Here is an 18,114-nt window from a genome sequence, read left to right as displayed (position 1 = left end):
TGACACAGGCGTTCTAATATCGCTTGTATACTAATGAAAATGGATGAAGGAAGCACGACGGCCGAACGATTTCTTGGCGCGCTTTTTTCGATCCGAATATGAAACAGAAATCACACGTTAAATGGGGGATCAGATGGCTGACGCACCAAAAGACACGCCGGAACAGGGTCGCACACTAATCCGCAACATCGGTTTGCTTCTGACCGGTGATTTGGACTCGCCTATTGCGGACAGTGATTGCCTTCTCATCGAAGACGGAGTGATTGTGGGCCTTGAGGCCGGCGACGCGGATCGCGTCATTGACGCCTCTGGTTGTGCGGTCGCACCGGGCCTGATTGATGGCCATTGCCACCCGGTTTTCGGCGATTGGACCCCGCGCCAAAGCCAGATTGGCTGGATCGAAATGAATGTTAACGGTGGCGTCACAAGCCTTATTTCCGCGGGCGAAGTCCATCTGCCCGGTCGCCCCAAGGATGCCGAAGGCGTCAAGGCATTGGCGATGGTGGCACAACGTTGCTATTCAAATTTCCGCCCGTCCGGTGCCAAGGTTTTGGCAGGAGCGCCAGTGCCCGAACTTGATTTTGATCGCGATTTCTATGCGGCAATAAAGGCGGCTGGTATTCGGCATATTGGTGAGATCGGCCTTGGGACAGTAGCCAAAGGCCCTGACGCGGCACGCGTCACCGGCTGGTGTCGGGAATTAGGAATTGAAACCATTATGCATACTGGCGGCCCTTCGATTGCGGGCTCTCACGATGTACGAGCAGCAGATGTGCTAGAGGCGCAACCGGACGTAGTCAGTCATATCAACGGCGGACCAACCTCAATTTCGCAGGATGAAATCCGAGAGCTTTGCCGCCACGCGAAAGGGGCGCTTGAAGCGGTACACAATGGCAACGAGAAGTCGGTAATTGTGACGCTGGAAGGCGCGTTGGCCGAAGGTCGCCTTGCCGATTTCCTGATTGGAACAGATGCCCCAGCGGGGTCGGGCGTACAGCCGAACGGAATGCTGCGGATGGCAACTCTGCTGGCCAGTATTGGCGGATTGCCTGCCGAACAAGCTTGGTGCTGTGGCACCGGAAACGTGGCGAAGAGACGGGATCTTGCACAAGGGGTCGTGGCAACTGGCCGTCCAGCTGATCTGGTGTTCATGGACCGCCCCGAAGGATCGGACGGAAAGAACGTTTTGGAAGGCATGGCGGTCGGCAACATCCCCGGAGTTGGGGCTGTTATGATTGATGGAAAGATGCGTACCGGACGGTCGCGCTCGACCCCTCCTGCAGCGCGTGTACCGGTACTTTAAAGACACGAGAGACGTAGGTTTGAAGCCTAAGCCCAATCGCCAGATAGGCGGTCGGGCTTAGGGCTTTCCCAAAAATACGAATTTGGATTGCCTGCTTTTGACGCTGACTGACCCTTGCCGAGGGTTCGTCTTCGGCAGGTTGCGTTTTTTCGTACTGGCAATATCTCAAGCTTTGGGGGGCGCATTTGCCCCCCCATTTTAATCGCTTAAAGCGCAGCTTCGCTGCCCAGAACGGTCGTGAACTCGTTCGAGAACGTGCCGCCATTGCCATGGGCGATCGCGATATTCACATCGTCGATCTGACGATCGCCGCCGTCGCCCCGGATTTGGGTCGCAGCCTCGATCAGACAGAACAGGCCGTACATGCCGGGGTGCACACAACTTAGCCCGCCGCCATTGGTGTTTACCGGCAGCGAGCCTCCCGGTGCGATGTTGCCATCGGCCACAAAAGCCCCAGCCTCACCTTTCTTGACAAAGCCCATGTCCTCGAGAAACAGCAGCGTGTTGATCGTGAAGGCGTCATAAAGCTCGACCACATCAACATCTTTGGTAGTGACGCCGGCCATCTCGAACGCACGTTTCGAACTTTCGGCGGCACAAGTTGTGGTCAGCGTTGCCGCCTGACTGATCTCACGGTGGGAAATGGCATTGCCGCCGCCCAGGAAATAGGCGGGCTTTTCCTGATAATCCTTGGCGCGGTCGGCCGAGGTCACGATAATCGCGGCACCGCCATCCGACATCAGGCAACAATCCAGAACCGCCAGTGGATCGGCAACCATGGGCGAGTTCAGATACTCCTCCATCGTCAGGTCATCCTGCATTGTCGCATCGGGGTTCAGCTGGGCCCATTTCCGGGCCGAGATGGCGACATGACCGAAATGCTCTTTGGGCACGTTGAATTCGTACATATAACGTTGTGCGGTAAAGGCATAACCCGGGACCGGGACCATTGGCTCATAGGGGAGTTCCCATTGGGGGGTTTCAATCAACCCGTTGAGGTCACGTGCAGATTTCGCGTTTGATCCATAGCAGATCAAAACGTTCTTACACAGGCCTGCTTGAATCGCCATGGTGGCCTCGACCAGATAGGACATGAAGGACGAGCCGCCCACCATGTCAGAATTCGCCCATTTCGGTTTGATGCCCAAATACTCGGCGATCGAGAGGGTGGGGAAGAAGTGGTAGAATGTTCCGCCACAGACGCCGTCGATCTCGGAGAAGTCCATCCCCGCATCGGTCAGCGCGTTCTGCGTGGCTTTGGCGATCAGTTCCATTGGTGAGGTATTGGGCGTTTTGCCCAAACCCCAATAGCCTTTGCCAACGATTGCGGATTTGCCGCGAAGTGCATTTGCCATGATTGAATTCCTTATTCCGCGGGCTTGAAGAACACGGCGGCTTCGCCGGATTTTGCGTTGGGTCCGAAGTCGGGGATCATGACAACGGCCTGCACTTTCATACCGATGGTGATCGCTTCGTTGTCCACGTCCACAATGCGGCTGAACATGCGAGGACCTTCGTCCAGATCAATTAGTACGTTGTTGATGTCCTCGCCGTATTTCGCCGGACGCCGGATGATGGTCGAGGCAAAGACAGTGCCGCAGCCCGAGGCTTCGACCCATTCCAGATCGTCTGCTCCGGTCGTAGGGGACAGGGCGCGTGGGTAGAAGTTGTATTCACCGGTGGTTTTTGAGCGCTGGATCAGAAATTTTTCAGCGGCCAGACCGGCACGGAATGCCGCGTCGGCCTGAGGGCTGGCTTCGGGAAGAGTAAAGTCAGTCATGTGTCGTCCTTGATGTTCACGCGGCAAAGATCGCCGCAGAATGCGTGGGTTCTGGATTAAGGATACGGTGCCGCAGCAAACCGGCTTCGGGCAGGATGCGCGCCCGGACATGGGCCGCAGTGGCGCGCAACAATTCGGGTTCCGGGGCGTTGTCCGCGGCGGCTTCGAGATCCGCCCAGACGCGACCAAAATATACTAGCCCGGTCAGCCGCATATAGTCCGAGACCGACGGACCGATATCTGTATAGCTTTGCATGGCTTGGGTTGCGGATTTCCAGGCGTCGATCGCATCGGCCAGCTCGATCGAACTGGGGCCCGTTGAGGCCAAATCGGCAAAAGCCTGCGCTGCCGCACCGCCATTTGCGCGGATCGCGCGGCGGGCAACTCCGGTCGCCAGAACGCCGTTGGTGCCTTCGTAAATCGCCATGATGCGGCTGTCGCGCATGATCTGTTCAACGCGGTATTCCTTGCAGAATCCATAGCCGCCGTGGATTTGTACCGCCTGGCTTGAGGCAGCGTTGACTGCGTCGGTCGCGAAGGCCTTGCAGGTCGGAGTAAGGATATCCAGCAACCCCTGATCGGTGCCCAGGTCGATATCCACAAAGGTGCGATAAACCATCGCCCGGCATCCCAGCGTGTAGGCATAGATATCCAGCAACATTCGCTGAACGTCACCGTGTTTGGTGATCAGCGCCGTGCCTTCTGATGTCGTGCCCTGGCGCCGACCTGCGGCATGCAAACGCGAACGCTGAAAGGCCACGTCCATTTGGCCCACAGCCTGCAGGGCCACATCTAGACGCTCGGCATTCATCATAGTGAACATGGCGGCTAGACCCTGGCCTTCCTGGCCCAACAATTCGGCCTTTGCGCCGTCGAACGCCATCTGACAGGTGGGCGAGGCATGCATCCCCATCTTTTCTTCGATCCGCACGGTCTGAACCCGGTTACGTGTCCCATCGGGTAACACGGCGGGGCAGGCGAACAGGCTGAGACCCCTGACCCCCGGTGCCGTGTCCGGGGTGCGCGCGAGCACCAGATGCAATACGTTGTCGGTATAGTCGTGGTCACCGCCCGAGATGAAGATTTTGGTGCCGCTGAGCACATAGCCATCACCATCGGGTGTAGCGGTTGTTTTGATCCGACCCAGATCTGACCCCGCATCCGGTTCGGTCAGGCACATCGATGCCATCCATTCGCCCGACACCAGCGGCGGCAACAGCCGTGCTTTTTGATTGTCATTGCCCGAGGCATTCAGGGTTCGAATGCAGCCCTGCGCAAGACTCAGCACCATCTCATAGGAAATACACGCGCCAGCCAGCATGTCCGCCAGAACCGCACCCAGAATGTGTGGCAGTTCTTGCCCGCCATATTCTTCAGGTGCACAAAGGCCCGGCCAACCGGCATCGGCATAGCGCTTATAGGCGGCGACCATGCCTGGTGGCATCCGCACACGGCCATTTTCTAAACGTGCGCCGTGTTCCTCGCCGATCATGTCCAAAGGGGCAATTTCGGTGTTGATGAAGCGGCCTAGGGCTGGGATTACAGCCTCGGCCAGATCGTCGCTCCAATCTGGCAGCCGCTCGGGCCGACCGATATGCTTGAGGACGAATGCAATCTCGGCTTCAGAGGCGGTGTAGTCGATCATGTGGCGGCCTTTCCTGATACGATCACATCCGCGGCTCCATCATACAAGCCAGTGACCGCGTCAGCCCGGAGCTCTAGCGCAAGGCGTTGATTGATATAGCCTTTGTCGGTGATCTCGTTCTTTTCAACCGACGGGGCGTCGTGTTCGATGCGAACGCGCTTTACGCGTGTGGCGCTGCCGGTTTGCCCGGCATTGTATGCAGCCAGCTTTTCAGTGAGGAAGGCGCGTACTGCCGGATCGTCGGCATAGCCAGCCAAAGTGTCGCCCCGTCCGGTCAGGGTTTTGCATTCATCTATGTTCAGGAACAGAAGCGCACCAATTTCGGTCCGGTTGTGGCCGGTAATGACCGCATCCGAGGCAATCGGGCTAAGCGCCTGCAGTAACGCAACACGTAAGTTGCCGACGGCGACCCAAGTGCCGGTCATCAGTTTGAAGTTCTCAGAGATGCGGCCATCGAATACGATGCCCTTCGACGGGTCATCTGGATCTTGCAAACGTCCCGCGTCGCCAGTCAGGAAGTACCCTTCGTCATCAAACGCCTCGGCGGTTTTTTCGGCGTTGTTCAGATAACCTGTTGTCACATGCGGTCCGCGGACCCGCATTTCCAGCTTGCCACCATTGGGTAGAAACTTCAGCTCGGATCCCGGACCCGGCACGCCGATGACGCCTGCCTTGTCGATGGGGAAGTGCACGCAGGTGGCCATCATCGCCTCAGTCAGGCCCCAGGCGCTGACAAACGGGATTTTCTCGCCCCGTTCCTGCACGCCCAATTGTTCCAGACTTTCCCAAAGATGGTCGGGTAGCCCCGCACCAGAGAAAAAGATTAGATCAAGCCGCTGGAAAAAAGCGTTGCGAAAGACTGCGTCCTCGCGCAGGACCGGCAAAAGCATGTCAAAGCCGCGCGGGACGTTGAAGAACAGAGTGGGTGATACGTCGCGCACGTTGCGAATTGTCTTTTCAATCTCGCCCAGCACGGGTTTGCCATCATCGACATAAAAGCTACCGCCGTTGCGCAGCATCATGTTGAAGTTGAAATTGCCGCCGAACGTATGGTTCCAGGGCAGCCAATCAACCACGACAGGTGGGGCGCTTTCCAGAAACGGCCAAATCTGCACCACGGCTTCTTGTGTGGCCAACATCATGCGCTGCGTTACGATGACGCCCTTGGGCAACCCGGTCGAGCCAGAAGTGAACAGAATTTTGGCCAGCGTGTCATGGTCAATCGTAGCCCGCGCTTGGGCAACCGGTTCGTCAGCTGTGGCTTCCAGAGCGTGTTCAAATGTCAGCGCGCCATTGTCCGACAGCTGTTCGATGCCTTCCGAGGCGAGAAACTCAAAAGCATGGGCAAAGCCCTTGGCATCATCGGCGTAGGCCATGCCCGGATTTGTGGTCCGGACGATATGGCGCAGCTTGGCCAGCGACTCGTCGAACAGAGAGTAAGGGACAGAAACCGGCACCACCGGAATGCCCACATGCATAGCAGCCAGCATCAGCAGACCGTGCCGGACCGAATTGCCTGACAGAATCAAAAGCGGGCAATCTCTACCCAGTCCCTTGTTCAGAAGAAACGCAGCCAGTGAGCGGGTTTGCGTCAAAGCCTCGGAATAGGTGACGCTGATCCATTCACCGTGTGGCCCACGTTCGGCCAGAAACAGGCGATCGGGTGCTTCTTCCGCCCAGCGTTCCAGATATTCAGAAACGCACTGTACATCCATATTCAGCGGGTATGGGCTGCGCAAAACAAAGGCGCCATCGCTTAGGTCTTCTCGCAACACCTTTGAGGGCGCGAATTTTTGGATAGGCACTACACCGTCTTCACTTTGCCGGGCTGAAATGCTCATCTTTCCTCTCCCTGTCATCTGGTCACCATGGGCGCGACATGATGCATATTTTGAAAATCAGGCTATCCAAAAAATTGTTAGTGTGCAAATGTAATATTGATCGTTCACTAAATTCCGATTCAACGGGTATGACGCATCAGGAAATCGCGCAAGACCGAAGCCTGGTTTCGTTGCGTCATGGCGTGCGGGGCACACAGGGAGACTTGAAATGAGAATCGAAAACGCATCCGCAATCGTGACTGGCGGTGCTTCGGGGTTGGGGTTTGCGACGGCCGAATATCTTGCATCATGCGGGGCGAAAGTGGCCCTGTTCGACTTGCCCGGCGACAAGCTGGACGAGGCCGCAAAGCAGATGGGGGCAATTGCCGCGCCTTGCGACGTCACCAAAGAGGCCCAGGTTGCTGCGGCGCTGGACACGGCAACTGCCGCCAATGGTTTGCCCCGTGTTGTCGTCAATTGCGCCGGCGTAACGCATGGCGAGCGGATCGTAGGGCGCAACGGCCCGGCGGCGCTGGACGGGTTCGCCAGAACGGTTCAGATCAACCTGATCGGCACCTTTAATGTCTTGCGCCTGGCGGCTGAGCGGATCATGCAAAATGAACCGCTTGAGGATAACGAGCGGGGGATTATCATCAACACCGCGTCGGCGGCGGCTTTTGAGGGGCAGATCGGACAAGCGGCCTATTCTGCCTCGAAAGGTGGGGTAGCCAGCTTGACCTTGCCTGCGGCGCGGGAGTTTGCGCGCTCGGGCGTTCGGGTCATGGCGATTGCACCGGGTATCTTCTCGACCCCGATGATGGATTTGCTGCCGCAAGAGATTCAGGACAGTCTGGGTGCCAAGGTTCCCTTCCCGTCGCGTCTTGGACAGCCGGCTGAGTTTGCGCGCCTGGCAGGGCACATGATCAAAAACACCATGCTGAACGGTGAATGCGTGCGTCTGGACGGCGCGATCCGTCTGGAACCCAAGTAAGGCTTTTCAATGGAATATGCACATATCACCCCAGAGACAGACGGCCCGGTCGGTATCCTGACGCTGGACCGACCTGCCAAGTTCAATGCGATCAATCACGGGCTGCTGTTCGAGATCGAGCACTATTTTGACACCGTTCCTGATGAGATCGGCGCCGTTGTGATCCGCAGTTCCGGTCAGCATTTCTGTGCCGGGCTGGACCTGTTGGAACATTCGATGCGCGACGCCGCAGGGGCGATGCATGAATGTCGCCTGTGGCACCGGATTTTCGACAAAATCGAATACGGACGGGTTCCGGTCGTCGCCGCAATGAACGGTGGTGTTCTGGGCGGCGGGATGGAGCTGGCTATGACCGCCCATATTCGGGTCTCGCAGCAGGATACGTTCTATGAGCTGCCCGAAGGACGCCGCGCGATCTTTGTCGGCGGCGGCGCAACGGTACGTGTTGGCCGGATCATCGGGGCCAGCCGGATGATGGAGATGATGCTGACCGGTCGCCGCTATGGCTCGGACGAAGGGTTGCAACTGGGGCTGGCGCATTATGTTGAGCCGGACGGAACCGTGTTCGACAAAGCGATGGAGCTGGCCCGGCGTGTGACCGAGAATGCGCCCCTGTCAAATTACATGATGATGCAGGCGATCACGCGCATTAACGATATGTCGGCCAGTGATGGCTTCTTTACCGAAAGCCTGGCTGCGGCGATTGCCCAATCCTCACCCGAAGCGCGGGCCGGGATGGAGGCGTTTCTGCACAAGACAGGAAAGCGGGACAATCAGTAAGTCCCGAGACACGCGGGATCTGGTGTGAGAGCGTTTCACCAGATCCCGGTGTAGGGCGGGGCAGAGCCCCGGTTGGTCAATCGACAAAGGCGCGTTCGACCACAAAAGTTGCAGGTTTGTTGTTCGCACCTTCTTCCAGACCGAACCCTTCCAGCGCGGCCTTGGTATCCTGCAGCATCGCCATCGAGCCGCAGATCATTCCGCGATCTGTTTCAGGTGAGATTTGCGGCAGGTCCAAATCACCAAACACTTTGCCCGATGCCATGAGATCGGTGATCCGACCTTTGAACGGATAGTCCTCACGCGTGAGGGTGCAATAGTGCCGCAAATTCTGTGCCATCTCGCCAACCAGCGGATCGGATTTGAGCGCCGCAACCAGTTCCTTGCCATAGTCCAGCTCGCCATTTTCCCGACAGGTATGGGTCAGGATCACTTCGTCGAACTTCTCATAGGTTTCGGGGTCGCGGATCAGCGAGGCAAATGGCGCAATGCCGGTGCCGGTCGAGAACATCCAAAGCCGCTTGCCCGGCAATAGCGCGTCATTCACCAATGTGCCGGTGGGCTTTTTGCGCATCAAAACCGTGTCGCCTTCGCGGATTTTTTGCAGGTGTTCGGTAAGTGGGCCGCCGGGAACCTTGATCGAATAGAACTCGATCTCTTCGTCCCAACTGGGCGAGGCAATGGAATAGGCGCGGAACACGGGTTTTTCCGCATTCGGCAGGCCGATCATCACAAATTCACCTGACCGAAACCGGAAGGAAGCCGGGCGGGTGATGCGGAATTTGAACAAGCGATCAGTGTAGTGTTTCACCTCGGTCACGGTTTCGGCGAACACGCCCGCCGGAATGGGGAATTCGGTTTTGGTCATGGAATCCAGCGACATCTTGATCTCCTATTCTGCCGGGGCTTCGGACAGAAGCTCCAGTTTGCCGTCCTTGCCGTTCCAATCGTCTGCGTCAGGCATCGGGTTTTTCTTTTCGGTGATGACGGGCCACGCCTCTGCGTATTTCCCGTTTAGTTCGACCCACGTCTCCATCCCGTCCTCAGTGTCCGGGCGGATTGCGTCGGCGGGGCATTCCGGTTCACACACACCGCAGTCGATACATTCGTCGGGATGGATGACCAGTGTATTTTCCCCTTCGTAGAAACAATCTACTGGGCAAACCTCCACGCAATCGGTGAATTTGCAGTTGATGCAGTTTTCGGTGACGACGTAAGTCATGGAATGCCTATTCGTTAGTGTACGAATGAGTATTGTGAGAAGTGCGTGCCTGTCAATACGTTTCTGTACGAATGAAATTTTCCTGATTCGGACTCTTGACCCAAATGAGAAAAAAGTTAGTGTACTAACGAAAATGCTGCGCTTCGGAAGGGTGGCATGACTGACAAGCGGGTTGTCGAAACATCGGACTTATGCTGTTGGGGAGATGCAGGATTCGATCCCGGACACAAGTTGGCCGATCGCAGCAGAGTTTTGAAAGGTTCAACCCATGAGCACTCCCTTGCACGGACTGAAAGTGATCGAACTTGCCCGCATTCTGGCCGGGCCCTGGATCGGGCAGACATTGGCCGATCTGGGGGCGGATGTGCTCAAGGTCGAAAGCCCCGAGGGGGATGATACCCGAAAATGGGGCCCTCCGTTTATCGAACGCGATGGCGATAAGACAGCCGCTTATTTCCACGCGGCCAATCGGGGCAAGGACAGTATCGCATTGGATTTCCGGGATGCGGGTGATCGGGCCAAGTTGCTGGATCTGATCCGCGATGCGGATGTGCTGATCGAAAACTTCAAGGTCGGCGGGTTGAAGAAATTCGGCCTGGATTATGATAGCGTCAAACAGATCAACCCCGGACTTGTTTACGCATCCGTCACTGGGTTCGGTCAGGATGGGCCCTATGCCCATCGGGCGGGGTACGATTTTCTTATCCAGGGTATGAGCGGGATCATGGACCTGACAGGCGACCCCGAGGGAGAGCCGCAAAAGATCGGCGTCGCCTTTGCAGATATCTTCACGGGCCTCTACGGGGTAATCGGCATTCAGGCTGCACTTGCTGAACGAGAGCGCTCGGGGCAGGGACAACACGTGGATTTGAGCCTGCTGGATTGCATGACGGGCGTTCTGGCCAATCAGGCGATGAATTATCTGGCCTCGGGTGCATGCCCAACGCGACTGGGTAATGCTCATCCCAATATCGTGCCTTATCAGGTGTTTCCGGTGGCGGATGGACACATCATCATCGCCTGTGGAAACGACCGGCAATATGCAAGCCTTTGCCAAATACTTGGCCTGCCAAAGTTGATCGACGATACACGGTTCATGTCCAACGCGGACCGTGTGGAAAATCGCGCTGCGTTGACTGAATTGCTGACGAGTTACTGCCTGAAATGGACCAAGGTCGATCTGTTGGCGGCCCTTGAACAACACGGCGTGCCTGGTGGCCCGATCAATTCAGTTCACGAGGCGCTAAGCGACCCGCAAATTCAGCATCGCGAGATGCAGATTAACCCGGAAGGCGTGCCCGGTCTGCGCACTCCGATCCGGTTTTCCCGGTCTGAATTGCAGTTGGATAAGGCGTCTGCCAAACGGCCCTTCAAATCATGAGATTTTGCGCAAAATCCGAATCAGGCTGCGCTGTTCGGCGGCCGTCAGCGGCTTGAGCGTTTCGTTGGTGATCTGCTGACCAACATCCTTCATGCGCGCGACCATGGCCTCGCCTTCGGGGGATAGCGAAATCAGTGTGCGTCGCTTGTCGTCCGGATCGGGCTCGACAACCGCAAATCCCTTTTGACGCAAGCGATCAACGACCCCTTTGATCGTCGCAACATCCATTGCCGCCAGCCGCCCCAACCGGTTTTGAGAGCACTTGCCCAAATCGGCAATACGGATCAGCGCAGCAAACTGCGTGGGAGTCAGGCCGTCCAATGTGTGTGACTGGAAAATCGATGCGTGGCGCTGATTGGCCAGCCTCAAAAGGTAGCCGACCTGCTCGTCAAGCGCATAGCTTTCAATGGATTCCGTCATGACGGCTCCTGCCTGATTCAATTGTTTGTACTATAATAAACAAAGCCTAATCCTTCCCACAAGACCAAGGTATTAGACGGCAAGATAGGTGTTTGAAATTTCTGGGTTTTCGTCGAGGTCAGCAAAGCTGCCTTCAAACCGCATCTCGCCTTTTTCGATGATATAAGCCCTGTCCGACACGATCCGCGCAAAGTGTAGGTTCTGTTCGCTGATCAGCACGGACAGCCCTTCTCGTTTCAGTTCCGCAATCACGCGGGCCATTTGTTCCACAATGACGGGGGCAATCCCTTCTGATGGCTCATCCAACAAGACCAGCTTGGGATTGCCCATCAACGTACGGGCGATGGTCAACATCTGTTGTTCCCCACCCGAAAGTTGCTTACCCAGGTTCTTGCGACGTTCAGCCAGATTTGGGAACAGCTCGAACAAGTGTTTCTGTGTCCATTCGGGTGCATCTGGACGTGGTTCGCGGCGTCCGACTTCGAGGTTTTCTTCGATGGTCAGATCTCCGAAAATACGACGGTCTTCGGGGACATAACCCATGCCAAGGCGACAGATCGCATGAGGGGTATTCCCCTGAACCTCGCGTTCGGCATAGCGGATGGTGCCATTGATGTGACGCACCAATCCCATGATGGACTTCATGGTGGTCGATTTGCCCGCGCCGTTCCGGCCCATCAGCGCAACCACCTCGTTTTCGCCGACGCTCAGCGAAACACCGTTGAGGATTTGCGCACGGCCGTACCAGGCCCCAAGGTTTTTGACGTCAAGCATGGGCGCTCTCCGCTTCAAAGACTGAGCCACCGCCCAGATATACCTCTTGGACCAATGGGTTGGTGCGGATTTCAGACCCTGTGCCTTCGGCGATCAACTCACCCCGGTTCAGGACCAGAATACGATGGGCGTGGGCAAAAACGACGTCCATGTCATGTTCGGTGAACACCACGCTTACGCCGCCTTTGGCAACGATCTCTGCGGTCAACGCCATCAAGGCTTGCCGTTCGGACGGTGCCATGCCCGCCGTCGGTTCATCCATCAGCAGAAGGGCGGGTGCATGCGCCAGGGCAATCGCCAGTTCCAGCCTTTTCAGATCGCCATAAGCCAATTCCGAACATGCACGCCCGGCTTGGTCCTGCATCGAGACCAGTTCCAGTAACGCCATTGCCTCATCCACATACATTCGCGTTGCCCGGGAAAACAGGTCGAACACCCGGCGGTGATACGAGATCAACGCCATCTGGACGTTTTCCACAACGGTCATCGACAGGAAGGTCGCCGTAATCTGGAACGTTCGACCGACGCCCATACGCCAGATCTTGCGCGGCGGATGGCCGATCAGGGCCTGACCGCGCAAGGATACTGAGCCTGCATCCGGTTTCAGGTAGCCATTCAGCATGTTGAAACATGTGGTTTTACCTGCGCCGTTGGGTCCGATCAGGGCAAGGAATTCCCCTTCTTTCAGAACGAAATTCACATCCTTCACGGCCTGCACGCCGCCAAAGGATTTGGACAGGTTGCGGACTTCGAGAACGTTGGTCATGCGCGGCCTCCTTTCAGGCCGCGCAACAGGCGTTGAATACCGCCCGCAATTCCGTCAGGTGCCACTAGGACAACAATTAGAATGATGGTCCCGAAGATAAAGCGCCAATAGTCCAACCGCGTGACCCAATCTTCGATCAGTACAAAGGCACCGGCCCCCAGGATCGGACCCGCCAGTGCGTGAATGCCACCCAGAAGAACCATGATCAGACCGTCGATACTCAGCGCGATGCCGAGGCTGTCAGGAAATACGCTGCCCTTGGAGAATGCAAAGACGACCCCGGCCAAACCGGCAAAGCCACCCGCCAGCACAAAGCCCATCCATTGATGAAACCGGGTATCGATGCCGATCGATTCAGCCCGGGTCTGGCTGTCGCGTATGCCGCGCAGGATATAGCCGAACGGAGAGAAGGCCACACGACGCAAAGCCCATATGCCGCCGATGCAAAGGACGAAGGCAATGTAGAAGTAAACCTTGTCAGAGCTGGCCCATTTCGCGGGCCATACGCCTAGGATGCCATCATCCCCGCCGGTGAATTCCTGCCATTGGAACGTGACACCCCATAGGATCTGGGCTGCGGCCAAGGTCAACATGGCAAGATAAACGCCCGACAGCCGAACACAGAACCAGCCGAAGAACAGCGCTGCAATAGCCGCACAAACTGGGCCGAAAAGCATTGCCGAGATCATGCCGAGCCCTAGGAATTTGACCGCCATCGCGGCACCATAGGCGCCAACGCCGAAATAGGCGGCATGTCCGAAACTGACCATGCCGCCAACACCCATCATGAAATGAAGCGATACGGCAAAAAGGGTTGCGACCATCACATCGACCATCAGGACCGAGGTGAAATCGGCAGTGAACAAGGGGCTAAGCGCCAGCACCAGCAGCGCGGCCATCAGCACCATTGCTGATTTCTGATCCATCAACGCCAGTGGTTGGTCCGGTTCTTCCGGCGCGCCCTTTTCGCTGCCGGGTTTGCCGAACAAGCCATGCGGCCGGAAGATCAGGACAATCGCCATAATGACGAAGGGCAAAACGATTGAGATCTGCGGGAAGATCAGGATGGCAAAAGCGTTAAGGACCGAGATCAGAACCGCCGCTACAAACGCGCCGGACACGCTGCCCATACCGCCAATGACAACCACAACGAAGGCCTCACCAATGATGGACAGATCCATCTGCAGCGATACCGCCTCGCGCGGGATTTGCAGCGCGCCGCCCAATCCAGCTAGGAATGACCCCAGAACGAAAGCCGCTGAAAACAACCAGGCTTGGTTGACGCCAAGCGCTCCGACCATCTCGCGGTCTTGGGTTGCAGCGCGCACCAGAACACCCCATCGCGTTTTGTGAAACAGCAGCCAGATGGCCAGCAATACGACCGGCCCGATAGCAATCAAAGCGAGGTCATATTCGGGAATTGGTTCACCCATGATGCGAACCGCGCTATCCAATCCCGGCGCGCGCGGGCCCAGAAGGTCCTCTGCGCCCCAGATCGCCAGCGTGCCATCCTGAAAGATCAATACGACGCCAAACGTTGCGACCAGTTGGAACAGCTCAGGTGCGTGGTAAATGCGGCGCAGGATAGTGAGTTCAATGATCAGGCCGATCCCCCCGACGATCATTGCCGCCAAAATGACGCTGACCCAAAAGCCAAGGATGCTGCCGCTCCAGAGTGTAACCAGTGTGTAAGCGAGATAAGCGCCGACCATATAGAACGAGCCATGCGCAAAGTTCACGATCCGCGTGACGCCGAAGATGATCGAAAGCCCGGATGCGATCAAGAAAAGCGAGGAAGCGTTCGCCAATCCAGTCAATAGCTGTGCAAAATAGAACCCCATCGGGCCACCGTCCCTTGTTCGTGTTCTTTTTGTGGGGCGGGGCAGCTATTGCCCCGCCAAAGTCGGCTTATTCCGCTGGACGCAAGGCTGCTGCGTCGTCTTCGCTGGGCAAGTAATCAGCCCCGTCGGCATAGGACCAGTCGACCATCGATGGTTTGCCGTCGACCGTCCCAGTCTTGCCGACATAGGCGCCCATCGTGGACTGATGGTCAGCCGCGCGGAAGGTGAAGGGGCCGGTTGGGCTACTGTCGACGGTCAGGCCCTCCATCGCGGCTAGCAAGGCGTCAGTGTCTATGGAATCGGCCTTTTCTAGTGCTGCGGCGATGGCGAGGATCGAGTTATATCCAACGATAGAACCGGTTTTGGGCGCTTCGCCGAACTTCTCGATATAGGCTTCAGCAAACGCCTGATGCTCGTCCGTTGTGATGTCGGTCGAGGGGTATCCGGTGACGATCCAACCCTCAGGAGCCTCAGCCCCCAGCGGGTCGAGATATTCCGGTTCTCCGGTCAGCAATGATGCCACTTCGCGATCCTCGAACAGGAACCGCAGCGAACCTTCGCGAACAAATTTGGCCAGATCGCCGCCGAAGGTCACGTTGTAAATCGCATCCGGTTTCGAGGCCTCAAGTGCGCGTACGGTGGAACCCGCGTCGATCTTGAACAGCGGAGGCCATTGTTCTTCGACAAATTCTACATCGGGGCGCAATTTGGTCAGTTCGGATTTGAAGGCCTTCACCGCATCCTGCCCATAGGCGTAGTTCGGCGCGACAGTCGCCCATTTCACAGCATCCAACTTGGCGGCTTGTTCGGCCAGCATTGCTGCCTGCATATGGGTCGAGGGACGCAGACGATAGGTGTATTTGTTGCCTTTGGACCAGACAATCGCGTCGGACAGGGGCTCGGACGCGATGAACAGGACTTCTTTCTGCTTGGCAAAATCGGAAACGGCCAGACCGATATTGGACAGGAAGGTGCCAAAGATCAGAACTGCACCGTCTTTTGAGACCAGTTCCTCGGCGATCCGGATTGCGGTGGCTGGATCACCGGTATCATCCCGGCTGATCACTTCCAGTTGCTTGCCGTCGATCCCGCCTGCGGCGTTGATCTGTTCGACCGCCAGTTGCCAACCTTTCTTGTAGGGCTCGGTAAAGGCGGGCAGACGGGTATAGCTGTTTACTTCACCCAAAACGATTGTGTCCTGGGCCAGACTGACCCCAGCCGTCAAACCGGTGAAGGGCAGCGCCGCAAGCGCGCCCAGTACCGTGCGTCTGATCAGATTCATTTCAAACTCCTCCCAATGATCATTGTTCACGGCCAGTTATCCCGGCTTCTTAATGTGTTGTCAGCCCTAAAGAGCGCAGCTGCTACATTCAGCGCAGCCCGTCTTTGCCTTCTGCCTCCTCATTCGTCAGTCCGCCTACACGCGGCAGCGGTCGTCCGCTGTCGGTGACCGCAACTGCCACCATGATCTCATTCGCGCGGGGCGCGTCGTTCAACTGCACTTCGATGCCGTCAAAATGGCTGCGCACATAGGCCGCGTCCTTGTGACCAAGCGGTACGTCCAGTACCTGCCCAGGGCTGCCCATCTTCTTCGAAGAAGGCACCAAGGCAGCGCCCCTTTCGACCTCTTTGCGCAGTGGCGCGCCCAACTTGGGGTGCAGGATGGCGGCGGCATGTTCCAGCTCGCCATTCTCACCGACCATCGCCGATTTGCCGTAGCTTTCGGCCTGTTCCGGTGTGATGTTAAGGGCCTCGACGCAGCGGCGGCCCAGCAAAGCGCCCAACTCAGCACCAGTTTCCATCAGCGGTGTCAGATCCTCGACATATTGCCCGGCAAAGGGGTTTTCGATCACGGCCACGGCCACCGCCTTGCGCGTGGCGGGCGAGATCGGTCGCCCTGCCTCGATATGGGTTTCTTCAACGTTGATTGCGATTTTGCGGATCTTTGTCATCTTAGGCCGTCCTCTCCTTTGATGTCCCAGGCCTCAAGCCCGCCCGAGCGCGAATGCACCCGTGGTCCGGTTGTCATGACCTGCGAGAAAGCCAGCTCGCCTGCGCGCGGGGCGTCATTGCAACCCACCTCCATGCTGTCGAAATGGCTGCGCACATATGAGGCGTTGATATGCGTGATCGGCACATCCAGCCGCGCACCCACGCCACCGACTTTTTTGGATGAGGGCACAATCGCGTTTGCCGTGCCTAGCAACTGGCGCATCGCATAGCCGCCGGGGGCGTGCCACAGTGCGCCGTGTTCCAGCTCGCCGCCTTCACCAACCAAGGAACCTTTTCCATAGCCCTGGACGTTTTCCGGACCGTTCAACATGTCGATCAGGGCTTGTGCCATTTCCAGACCCAGAGGTTTGAGGTCTTCCATAAAGCCCTGAATTTCGGGTTCGTACCGCCCTGCAAACGGGTTGTCGATCACGGCCATCGCAGCCACCCGCACCAGCGGGGTGTAGGCCAGCGGTCCGCCTTCGTGATAGATTTCTTCAAGCAAAAACAGCTTTTTTCGCAGCTGAACGTCAGGCATATTCTGAAACCTTCTGAGTGGTTGAGATCACCAATCGGGACGCGCCCGTCTGGCAGGAGTGAGAGCCAAGAGACAGATGGGCGGCGGCGATCAAACCGCGCCCAAGCATGGTCTCGGCAGTGTTCAGGCCGTTTGAAAGGGCATCTTGAATTTCTTGGGCAGAGAGTTGGCCGACAGAAACCGGAACGGGCAGGTCGCCCAAATCGCTGTCATCGCGCAGTTGATTGGCCGGAAGCCGCCGGATGGCCGGATGCCCGGGCAGATCAACCGCATTGGCGATCAGCGTCGCTGCCACATCGGCCATAGCTGCGTTGCTGGCCAGCACTGTAACGCTGTCGGCGATGCCAAGGCTCAAGCTGCGTCCGCCGAGACCCGACGTGGCAATGCCACCAATCTTGTCGCTTGCACGGATAGCAATGCGGCCTAAGTTGCGCCCGTCAAGCCCGCTCATGGCGACGCGGTAATCCTGGTCCGAACTCAGATGGACAGCAATATCTCCGCCATTGTTGACAGACGCGCGATCCAGAGGTGTGGCGTGAAGCATAGCTGCCAGTACTTCGTCCGCGACAGCTCCGGCAACGGCGGCCATGCGTGTAACAAACACGTTGGAATGAGGGCGTGCAGCCTCATCCATACGGCGCGCTACCCGTCCTTGAGGGCGGGCGCATTCAGCGGTCATGGGCGTTTTCAACAAAGCCAGTTCATCCACCAAGCCCTGCAGCAAGGATTGGAACCGTAACTGGGCAGCCTCAAATGCAATATCGCGCGCCCCATCTGCCTCGACGATCAGATCGATTGGGCCGTGTTGCAGATGCAATCTGCGACCACACGGCAATATGGCAGAGACGGGGTGCATCTGAC

General features: G+C 57.3%; 18 protein-coding genes. 4 read left to right on the top strand and 14 right to left on the bottom strand.

Annotation, left to right across the window (positions count from 1 at the left end; translation table 11 throughout):
• The first annotated feature begins 133 nt into the window (after positions 1 to 133).
• Positions 134 to 1,303: an amidohydrolase family protein gene (locus tag AC2FIB_RS08710; RefSeq protein ID WP_496734829.1), complete on the top strand. Its 1,170-nt coding sequence runs from the start codon at positions 134 to 136 to the stop codon at positions 1,301 to 1,303.
• Positions 1,304 to 1,509: 206 nt separating this feature from the next.
• Here AC2FIB_RS08710 and AC2FIB_RS08705 read toward each other — a convergent pair whose 3' ends face one another.
• The 4 genes from AC2FIB_RS08705 to AC2FIB_RS08690 are packed head-to-tail and all read right to left on the bottom strand — an operon-like array spanning position 1,510 to position 6,569.
• Entirely contained in the window at positions 1,510 to 2,658 is a 1,149-nt protein-coding gene (locus tag AC2FIB_RS08705) for an acetyl-CoA acetyltransferase (protein WP_496734827.1), read from the bottom strand.
• Positions 2,659 to 2,669: 11 nt separating this feature from the next.
• A complete protein-coding gene (locus AC2FIB_RS08700) occupies positions 2,670 to 3,083 on the bottom strand; it encodes a Zn-ribbon domain-containing OB-fold protein (protein ID WP_496734826.1) in 414 nt (137 codons plus the stop codon).
• 16 nt (positions 3,084 to 3,099) lie between these two features.
• Positions 3,100 to 4,728, bottom strand: coding sequence for an acyl-CoA dehydrogenase family protein (locus AC2FIB_RS08695; RefSeq protein ID WP_496734824.1), 1,629 nt, complete (start codon positions 4,726 to 4,728; stop codon positions 3,100 to 3,102).
• Positions 4,725 to 6,569: a feruloyl-CoA synthase gene (locus tag AC2FIB_RS08690; protein ID WP_496841945.1), complete on the bottom strand. Its 1,845-nt coding sequence runs from the start codon at positions 6,567 to 6,569 to the stop codon at positions 4,725 to 4,727. The genes AC2FIB_RS08695 and AC2FIB_RS08690 overlap by 4 nt, the downstream gene beginning before the upstream one ends.
• A 208-nt stretch (positions 6,570 to 6,777) precedes the next feature.
• On the opposite strand from AC2FIB_RS08690, the gene AC2FIB_RS08685 reads away from it, so the two are divergent.
• Entirely contained in the window at positions 6,778 to 7,539 is a 762-nt protein-coding gene (locus tag AC2FIB_RS08685) for an SDR family NAD(P)-dependent oxidoreductase (RefSeq protein WP_496734820.1), read from the top strand.
• A 9-nt stretch (positions 7,540 to 7,548) separates the two neighbouring features.
• A complete protein-coding gene (locus tag AC2FIB_RS08680; protein ID WP_496841944.1) occupies positions 7,549 to 8,319 on the top strand; it encodes a crotonase/enoyl-CoA hydratase family protein in 771 nt (256 codons plus the stop codon).
• A gap of 76 nt (positions 8,320 to 8,395) precedes the next feature.
• Here the strand turns inward: AC2FIB_RS08680 and AC2FIB_RS08675 are convergent, their stop codons facing one another.
• Together AC2FIB_RS08675 and fdxA are read right to left on the bottom strand one after the other, a co-directional pair.
• Positions 8,396 to 9,202: a ferredoxin--NADP reductase gene (locus tag AC2FIB_RS08675; RefSeq protein ID WP_496734817.1), complete on the bottom strand. Its 807-nt coding sequence runs from the start codon at positions 9,200 to 9,202 to the stop codon at positions 8,396 to 8,398.
• A gap of 9 nt (positions 9,203 to 9,211) precedes the next feature.
• Positions 9,212 to 9,541: a ferredoxin FdxA gene (gene fdxA / locus AC2FIB_RS08670; protein WP_282119302.1), complete on the bottom strand. Its 330-nt coding sequence runs from the start codon at positions 9,539 to 9,541 to the stop codon at positions 9,212 to 9,214.
• 268 nt (positions 9,542 to 9,809) lie between these two features.
• Between fdxA and AC2FIB_RS08665 the strand changes: the two genes are divergently transcribed.
• Complete coding sequence (locus AC2FIB_RS08665) at positions 9,810 to 10,922, top strand: CaiB/BaiF CoA transferase family protein (protein ID WP_496734815.1); 1,113 nt, start codon at positions 9,810 to 9,812, stop codon at positions 10,920 to 10,922.
• Here AC2FIB_RS08665 and AC2FIB_RS08660 read toward each other — a convergent pair.
• The 8 genes from AC2FIB_RS08660 to AC2FIB_RS08625 form a co-directional block, all read right to left on the bottom strand.
• A complete protein-coding gene (locus AC2FIB_RS08660) occupies positions 10,917 to 11,342 on the bottom strand; it encodes a MarR family winged helix-turn-helix transcriptional regulator (RefSeq protein WP_496734813.1) in 426 nt (141 codons plus the stop codon). The two genes, AC2FIB_RS08665 and AC2FIB_RS08660, sit on opposite strands and share 6 nt — an antisense overlap.
• A gap of 72 nt (positions 11,343 to 11,414) precedes the next feature.
• Entirely contained in the window at positions 11,415 to 12,116 is a 702-nt protein-coding gene (locus AC2FIB_RS08655) for an ABC transporter ATP-binding protein (protein ID WP_496734812.1), read from the bottom strand.
• Positions 12,109 to 12,882, bottom strand: a complete 774-nt coding sequence (locus tag AC2FIB_RS08650) for an ABC transporter ATP-binding protein (protein WP_496734810.1) — start codon at positions 12,880 to 12,882, stop codon at positions 12,109 to 12,111. Before AC2FIB_RS08650 ends, AC2FIB_RS08655 begins: the two co-directional genes overlap by 8 nt.
• Positions 12,879 to 14,723, bottom strand: a complete 1,845-nt coding sequence (locus AC2FIB_RS08645) for an ABC transporter permease (protein WP_496734808.1) — start codon at positions 14,721 to 14,723, stop codon at positions 12,879 to 12,881. Before AC2FIB_RS08645 ends, AC2FIB_RS08650 begins: the two co-directional genes overlap by 4 nt.
• 67 nt (positions 14,724 to 14,790) lie before the next feature.
• Positions 14,791 to 16,005, bottom strand: coding sequence for an ABC transporter substrate-binding protein (locus tag AC2FIB_RS08640; protein ID WP_496734806.1), 1,215 nt, complete (start codon positions 16,003 to 16,005; stop codon positions 14,791 to 14,793).
• Positions 16,006 to 16,093: 88 nt separating this feature from the next.
• On the bottom strand, positions 16,094 to 16,675 hold the full coding sequence (locus tag AC2FIB_RS08635; protein ID WP_496734805.1) for an amino acid synthesis family protein: 582 nt from the start codon (positions 16,673 to 16,675) through the stop codon (positions 16,094 to 16,096).
• Positions 16,672 to 17,253 (bottom strand): amino acid synthesis family protein, encoded by a 582-nt coding sequence (locus AC2FIB_RS08630; protein WP_496841942.1) that lies wholly within the window; start codon positions 17,251 to 17,253, stop codon positions 16,672 to 16,674. The genes AC2FIB_RS08635 and AC2FIB_RS08630 overlap by 4 nt, the downstream gene beginning before the upstream one ends.
• Complete coding sequence (locus AC2FIB_RS08625; protein ID WP_496734802.1) at positions 17,246 to 18,109, bottom strand: UPF0280 family protein; 864 nt, start codon at positions 18,107 to 18,109, stop codon at positions 17,246 to 17,248. The genes AC2FIB_RS08630 and AC2FIB_RS08625 overlap by 8 nt, the downstream gene beginning before the upstream one ends.
• Positions 18,110 to 18,114 lie beyond the last annotated feature (5 nt).

This window comes from Ruegeria sp. YTSA072 (assembly GCF_059610285.1).
The sequence above is the reverse complement of the archived record's forward strand: the minus strand, read 5'-3'. Positions and strand labels throughout refer to the sequence as shown.